This is a genomic window from Luteibacter sp. P4_E6, assembly GCF_056401535.1.
In genome coordinates this window covers 1-5,835 of record NZ_JBFUJE010000249.1, presented here as the reverse complement: position 1 = coordinate 5,835, position 5,835 = coordinate 1, and the positions used below count along the sequence as shown (strand labels likewise).

At 65.7% G+C, this 5,835-nt stretch carries 8 protein-coding genes; all 8 read right to left on the bottom strand.

Translation table 11 applies throughout. The features are described from left to right. The coding region (locus AC1DT2_RS14430; protein ID WP_477297034.1) for an RNase adapter RapZ at positions 1 to 178 on the bottom strand (178 nt) is incomplete at its 3' end. A gap of 20 nt (positions 179 to 198) precedes the next feature. Beyond that, on the bottom strand, positions 199 to 1,149 hold the full coding sequence (gene hprK, locus AC1DT2_RS14425; RefSeq protein ID WP_213950062.1) for an HPr(Ser) kinase/phosphatase: 951 nt from the start codon (positions 1,147 to 1,149) through the stop codon (positions 199 to 201). A gap of 77 nt (positions 1,150 to 1,226) precedes the next feature. Then, positions 1,227 to 1,577 carry a ribosome hibernation-promoting factor, HPF/YfiA family gene (hpf, locus tag AC1DT2_RS14420; protein ID WP_046967002.1) on the bottom strand — a complete coding sequence of 117 codons (351 nt, stop codon included), beginning with the start codon at positions 1,575 to 1,577 and terminating at the stop codon, positions 1,227 to 1,229. Between the two features lie 117 nt (positions 1,578 to 1,694). Continuing rightward, entirely contained in the window at positions 1,695 to 3,176 is a 1,482-nt protein-coding gene (locus AC1DT2_RS14415; protein ID WP_477297032.1) for an RNA polymerase factor sigma-54, read from the bottom strand. A 99-nt stretch (positions 3,177 to 3,275) separates the two neighbouring features. Next, positions 3,276 to 3,995 carry an LPS export ABC transporter ATP-binding protein gene (gene lptB / locus AC1DT2_RS14410; RefSeq protein WP_063572632.1) on the bottom strand — a complete coding sequence of 240 codons (720 nt, stop codon included), beginning with the start codon at positions 3,993 to 3,995 and terminating at the stop codon, positions 3,276 to 3,278. Positions 3,996 to 3,999: 4 nt separating this feature from the next. Then, positions 4,000 to 4,653: a lipopolysaccharide transport periplasmic protein LptA gene (gene lptA / locus AC1DT2_RS14405; RefSeq protein WP_063572633.1), complete on the bottom strand. Its 654-nt coding sequence runs from the start codon at positions 4,651 to 4,653 to the stop codon at positions 4,000 to 4,002. Beyond that, positions 4,616 to 5,206, bottom strand: coding sequence for an LPS export ABC transporter periplasmic protein LptC (gene lptC, locus AC1DT2_RS14400; protein ID WP_477297033.1), 591 nt, complete (start codon positions 5,204 to 5,206; stop codon positions 4,616 to 4,618). The genes lptA and lptC overlap by 38 nt, the downstream gene beginning before the upstream one ends. Positions 5,207 to 5,211: 5 nt before the next feature. Next, complete coding sequence (locus AC1DT2_RS14395; RefSeq protein ID WP_477297031.1) at positions 5,212 to 5,760, bottom strand: KdsC family phosphatase; 549 nt, start codon at positions 5,758 to 5,760, stop codon at positions 5,212 to 5,214. Between the last annotated feature and the right edge of the window lie 75 nt (positions 5,761 to 5,835).

The window sequence follows — 5,835 nt, the reverse complement described above, 5'->3', positions numbered from 1 at the left end:
GGCCGTGCTCGCCCTGGCTCACCGCCGCTACCAGCTGCGGGATGAGCTCGGCGGGCATGTTGTCCACGCAATAGAACTCGAGGTCTTCGAGTGCGCGCAGCGCGACCGTTTTGCCACCGCCGGACATGCCGGTCAGGACGATCAGGTGAATCGCGTCGGGGTCGACGATCGGGCTCATGACTTCGTCGATCACGGGGGTCACCACGGTGGCAGCCGGCGCATCTGGTGCGCCTGGCGGTCGATGAAGGTCTGCGCCGGGTCGATGCCCTTGCTCTTGAGCACGTGGCTGCGCACAGCGGCCTCGACCAGTACCGCGAGGTTGCGGCCCGGCGCGACGGGAATGGTGATCTTGGGTACGTCGACGTCGAGCACGTTGCGCCGACTGACATCGCCGGTGAGGCGGGTCATGGCGTCCGTTTCCTCGCCCACGAGCATGGGCTTGAGGTGAATGACCAGACGCAGGTACTTCGAGGGCTTGACGGCGGTGTGGCCGAACATCTCGCGGATGTTCAGCACGCCCAGGCCGCGTACTTCCAAAAGGTCCTGAAGCAGGTCGGGGCAGGCGCCGTCGATGACATCCGGGGCGATCAGGGTGAATTCGGTGGCATCGTCCGCCACAAGGCGGTGGCCGCGGCTGACCAGTTCCAGTGCCAGTTCGCTCTTGCCCGAGCCTGGCTCGCCGGTGATCAGCACGCCGATCGAGAACACCTCGAGGAACACGCCGTGCAGGGTGACCCGCGGCGCCAGCGTGCGCGCCAGGTGGTACTGCAGATAGGTAAGTAATTCGTGGCCGCGGCGGGTGCTCTGCCACAGCGGGGTATCGGTTTCCTCGGCTACTTCACGCAGGTCCGAGGGGATCGCCTGGTCCTTGGTGACGACGAGCGCGGCGGGCTGGTAGGCGGCGATCTTGTGGATCACTTCCCAGCGCTGGCGCGGCTCCAGGCCGTCGAGGAAATTGAGTTCCTCGGTGCCGATGATCTGCACCTTGTTGGGGTAGATCACGTTCAGGTAGCCGACCAGGGACGGGCGGCGGCTCTGCTTAGCGTTGGGTTCGAGCACGCGCGACTCGCCGCGCATGCCTGCGGCCCAACGCAGCGCCATGCGCTCGTGTACTCCGTCGAAGAGTTGTCTGGCGGTCAGCCGGTCCACGCTGGATCCCTTGAAATGGCGAAGCCGGCGCGAGGGCGCCGGCTGGGGCTATTGTGCCATCAAGCGTGGACGGGGGTTCAGGGAGCGGCGACGCGCGCGTCGCGGCCCTCGGCGTTGTGGTGATCCTTGAGCTTTTCCTTGTGCTTCTTCAGCTGGTCGGCAAGCTTGGCGATCATCGCGTCGATGGCTTTGTGGAGGGCGTCCGGTTTCTTTTCGTCTTCGAGGCTGGCTACGCCATCGGCGTGAAGACGGACGCCGGCACAATGGAGGGTGCCACCCGCCTTGTGCTCGTTCTTGTCGACGGAAAGGACCACGTCGAGGGCAGTGATGTTGTCGAAAAGGCGTTCGAAGCGGCTGATTTGCTGTTCCACGCGCTCGCGCAGGGCAGGGGTGGGATGGATGTGCTGGCCGCTGATCTGGATTTGCATGACGCCTCCTTCTTGCTGAGGGTGCCGCCTTGGGGGCGACGAGTGCGGAACGACGGAGTGCCGTTCCTCAAGCCTGAAACAGTGTGACCGTGGACCTCCGTGAGGGTTCCCCGCGCCTCAACTGGCGCGGACACGTTCGCTGGAACTGGGGATGCGCAGGGCTTCCCGGTACTTGGCCACCGTACGGCGGGCCACCTGAATTCCGCGTCGATGAAGTTCCTCGGCCAGGGCCTGGTCGGACAGCGGGCGCCGTGCGTCCTCGCCTGTGATGAGCTTGCGGAGCATGGCCTGGATCGCGGTGGCCGAGGCGCTGCCGCCGTCCTCCGTGGCCACGCCACTGGAGAAGAAGTGCTTCAGTTCGAAGGTACCGCGCGGCGTGTGCATGTACTTGCGCGTAGTGACCCGTGAAATTGTCGATTCGTGCATGCCGACCTCCTCGGCCACCTCGCGCAGCACCAGCGGATGCATCGCTTCCGGGCCGTAGTCGAGGAAGGCACTCTGCCGGCGCACGATCACGTCGGCCACCTTGGTCAGGGTCTCGGCGCGCGACTGCAGGCTCTTCAGCAGCCAGCGGGCCTCCTGCAGCTGACCCTTCATCCAGGTGGCGTCGTCGCCACGGGCGCGGGCGATCAGGTTGCAGTAGTGCTGGTTGAGGCCCAGCCGGGGCTGGGCGTCGGGATTGAGGCTGACCTGCCAGCGGCCGTTCTCACGGCGCGCGTAGACATCCGGGGCGACGTACTCGACCGGCGTGGCGTCCAGCGCCGAGCCGGGGCGCGGATCGAGGCTGCGGATCAGGGCGGCGGCGGCCGCCACGTCTTCCTCGGCGGCCTTCAGCCGGCGGGCGATCTTGGCGGCGTCGTTACGTGCCAGCAGTTCGAGCTCGTCGCTGACCACACGGATGGCGAGGTCGCGATGCGGCGTTTCGAGGGAGAACTGCGACAGCTGGCAGAGCAGGCAGTCGCGCAGATCCAGGCTGGCGATGCCGGTGGGATCGAAACGCTGCACACGCTGGCGCACGCGTTCGATTTCCTCCGCGCTGGCATTCAACTCGGCGGGCAGGGCGGCTTCCACCGCTTCGACGCCGTCGCGAAGGTAGCCGTCTTCATCCAGCGCATGGATGATCGCCGTGGCGATGGCGTGGTCGCGCGGCGAAAACTGGGAGAGATTGAGCTGCCATTCCAGATGCTGCTGGAGGCTTTCCGGGGCGGCATTCTGAGGTTCGAAGCCCTCTTCGTCGCCACCACCAGACCGCGAAGGAGCGCCGGCATAGTCGCCAGCCTCGCCGTGGAAGCGGTCGTCGTCCCACTCGGGAGCGAGCTCCTCGGACGGCGTGACCGTCGATTCTTCCTCGGATTTGGACGCTTTGACAGGGACCTCGTCGCGCGCCGGAAAGTCCGGGCCGTCGTAGTCGCCTTCTTCGGGCAATTCGGGCTCGGCTTCCGCATCCTCGGCGAACTCGAGCAGCGGATTGCTTTCCGCGATCTGGCGGAGTTCGGCCTCAAGCTCCAGCTGCGACAACTGGAGCAGGCGGATAGCCTGCTGTAGTTGGGGCGTCAGCGTGAGCTGCTGATGCAGGCGAAACTGGAGTCCGGGTTTCATGCCTTCGATGCGTTAGGTGCCGAATCCATCGTAACCCTTTGCGACCTTCCCAAACCAGCGTTCCGGCGAGCTATGCCCACCGGCCGAAACTCAAGTGTGTCAGATACGGAATTCACGGCCCAGATACACCTCGCGCACTTTTTCGTCGGCAAGGATGTGCTGCGGCGTACCCCGGGCGAGGACTTCGCCGTCATTGAGGATGTACGCGCGGTCGCAGATGCCGAGCGTCTCACGTACGTTGTGATCGGTGATGAGCACGCCGATGCCGCGTTCCTTCAGGTGGCGGACGATGCGCTGGATCTCGCCGACCGAAATCGGATCGACGCCGGCAAAGGGCTCGTCCAGCAGCATGTAGCGCGGGCGGGCTGCCAGGGCGCGGGCGATCTCCACGCGGCGACGCTCGCCGCCGGAGAGACTGATGCCCTTCTGCTCGGCGATGTGGGCGATCTTCAGCTCGTCGAGCAGGCTTTCCAGCTCCTCTTCGCGCTGCCGGGCGGTCATGTTGTCGCGCAGTTCGAGCACGGCCAGGATGTTGTCCGAGACGCTCAGGCGGCGGAATACCGAGGCTTCCTGGGGCAGGTAGCCGATGCCGAGCTTGGCCCGGGCATGCATGGGCAGGCCAGTGATGTCCTGGTTGTCGAGCTTGATCACGCCGGCGTCGGCCTGGATGAGGCCGACCACCATGTAGAAGCAGGTGGTCTTGCCGGCGCCGTTGGGGCCGAGCAGTCCGACCACCTCACCCTCGCGGATCGAGAAAGCGAAATCGCGGACTACCTGGCGCGCGCGAAAGCGCTTCTGGAGGCCTTGGGCTGAAAGCATCGGGTCAGGGCTTCTTCGGTGGGGTCGGTTTCGCGGCCGGCGGCGTCGCGGCCGGCGTTGCCGGAGCCGCGCCGGGCGGCGGATTCTTCGGCTGGAACGTCATGTGCACGGGCTCCGGGCCATTGCTTTCGCCCGTCATCGTGCTGTTGGTCGTGTTGTAGGTGATCTTGTCGCCGTCGCTCTGGTTGAGCTTGCTCTTGTCGGTCGTGTCGGTCTGCTTGTCCACATGCGCTTTGCCGGTCAGCACGGCGATGCCGTTGCCGCTGTTATTGGAACCGTCGTCCGGCTTGTAGTCGATGTTGCTGGCATGGCCGCGCATCAGCAGGTCCTGCTCGTCCAGCTGCTGGACGGTGGCCGGGCTGCCGTCGACGATGACACGGGTGATCTGGTTGTCTGCGTCGAGGAAGCCGGTGGCCTTGCTGCCGGTGATCTTCAGCGTGCCCTGCGTGAGCACCACATTGCCGGTCCAGATCACCTTGCCCGGCTGCGTGCTGTTCGCCTGCTGCTGGGTGCCGTCGAACGACGTCGACGTGACGTTGGTCGGCTGGTCGCGATCGGACTTCTTGGCGACAGCGGGCAGGCTCGTGACGAGCGCCACGCCGAGCACCGCGAAGAGGGCCTTAGCGCTTGCGCGGCGGATAGACGGTGTGGACTGCATCGAGAAGCTCCAAATGMTTGGTATCGAGATTGGCGCGCATGCCAACGCCATCCATTGTAGAGGCTCCCTGAACGATCCGGGCTGCCTCGGCCGTCTCCAGGCGATTCTCCTTGGGCCAGGCCGTGACTTCGGAGGTGTCGATGCTCGCCGGAGGGGTCTGCCCGAAGGCGACGCGGTCCATGTGGACCTTGCCTTGCAGCTTCAGCAGGCTGCCGTCCTTGTTCACCCAGCCGTATTGCGAATGCCCTTTCCACGGCGGCGCCGTCAGGTCCTTGGTTGGTGGCAGGACGAAATCGGGCGCATTGATGTATAGCGACTCGTCGTCCTCGCGGCGCTCCAGGTGAGGCGCGATCAACTTGAAGGCCGGCTGGCCGAAGTCGTTGTAGGAGTCGAGATTGAAGTTGGTCAACGTGTAGCCCGAACGCGGCGGGCCGACGAAGTCGTCGACCTTCTTGTCGGGCGCGACCCAGTAATAGAGCAGCACGCTCGCGCCGAGTGCCACGGCGAGCACGCCGGCGACGCCCGCGGCGCTGCGGTCCTTGAACAGGAGCATCAGGCTCACAGCCAGCGATCCCGCTCGGCTTCGGCCTTGCCCTGGGCGGCGAGGATCAGGTCGGCCACTTCACGGGCGGCGCCATAACCACCGGACAGGCGGGTGCGGACGTGGGCATGCTCGGCCACCCAGGGGTGCGCGTTGGCCACGGCCACGGCCAGCCCGCAGATGCGCATGGCGGCCAGGTCGGGCAGGTCGTCACCGACGAAGGCGGATTGCTCGGGTGCAAGCCGTAGCGCGTCCAGCAGTTCGGTCAGGCAGGCGCGCTTGTCCTTCTGGCCCTGGTAAACGTGCTGGATGCCGAGTTCTTCCGCGCGCAGCGACACCGGGTGACTGATCCGGGCGGTGATGATGGCGACCTTGATGCCGTTTTCCTGCAGGCGCTTCAGGCCCAGGCCGTCGTGCACATGGAAAACCTTGGTTTCGCGACCGTCTTCGGCGTACCACAGGCGACCGTCGGTGAGCGTCCCGTCCACGTCGAAAACGACCACGCGTACTCGGGCGGCGCGCTCGGCGATGTCGGCGGGAATCTCGGTGTAATGCGTGTAGGGCATGGGCTTCTGGTTAATTGGCGTCAGACGACGCGGGCGCGGAGCAGGTCGTGGATGTTCAGTGCGCCGACCACACGC